At 47.8% G+C, this 550-nt stretch carries 2 pseudogenes; both read right to left on the reverse strand.

Annotation, left to right across the window (positions count from 1 at the left end):
- Positions 1–311, reverse strand: a pseudogene (locus tag ACP7A4_RS23180) (hypothetical protein); the annotation flags it as partial.
- A pseudogene (locus tag ACP7A4_RS23185) lies at positions 311–550 on the reverse strand (hypothetical protein); the annotation flags it as partial. The pseudogenes ACP7A4_RS23180 and ACP7A4_RS23185, both read right to left, overlap by 1 nt.

A 550-nucleotide genomic window follows, 5' to 3' on the forward strand; every position in this document is an offset into this window, starting at 1 on the left:
TAAAAGTTCTGAACTGGACGCACACCATTTGACGCGCTCGTCACATTAAATCCTGTCCAGTAGCCCGGCCCGCCTAACACCCTCGTGTAGATCGCTAATGCAGAGTGGGAAGCGCCTGTACAGCAGGTGAAAATTTGAGGTGGCTCTTGTGTAAGGATTGGCTTTGCAAAAGTAACAGAGCCATATCCTTCGCCGTCAATATAGCGCGAGGTTATTCTGAAAGCTCCTCTTTCAGAAAAAACCAACGTCTTGTATTCACTACTTATTACAACAGAGCCTCCATTGTTAGTTGCAGAAAGGCCATAGCTCATCAAATAACCCTCACCACTTCTATCACGCTTTCCACCATCTCTTCAGCCCACGTATATACCCACTTTCCTTCGAAGTCGGTTTCGTAAGCGTTAGAGTAAGTAATGATCCCTATTTTTGTTCCCCCTAGATCAACATACGTGGGGACACAACCCCAGTACGCCTGCCCCATACCTTGCGGATAGGGCGAGTAGGCTTTAGGGGTAATGCTTACAAAGCACGTTGAGGCGTCATACCCCTC

Source organism: Pseudomonas sp. TWR3-1-1 (genome assembly GCF_049896545.1).
In the GTDB taxonomy this organism is placed as follows: Bacteria; Pseudomonadota; Gammaproteobacteria; order Pseudomonadales; family Pseudomonadaceae; genus Aquipseudomonas; species Aquipseudomonas weihenstephanensis.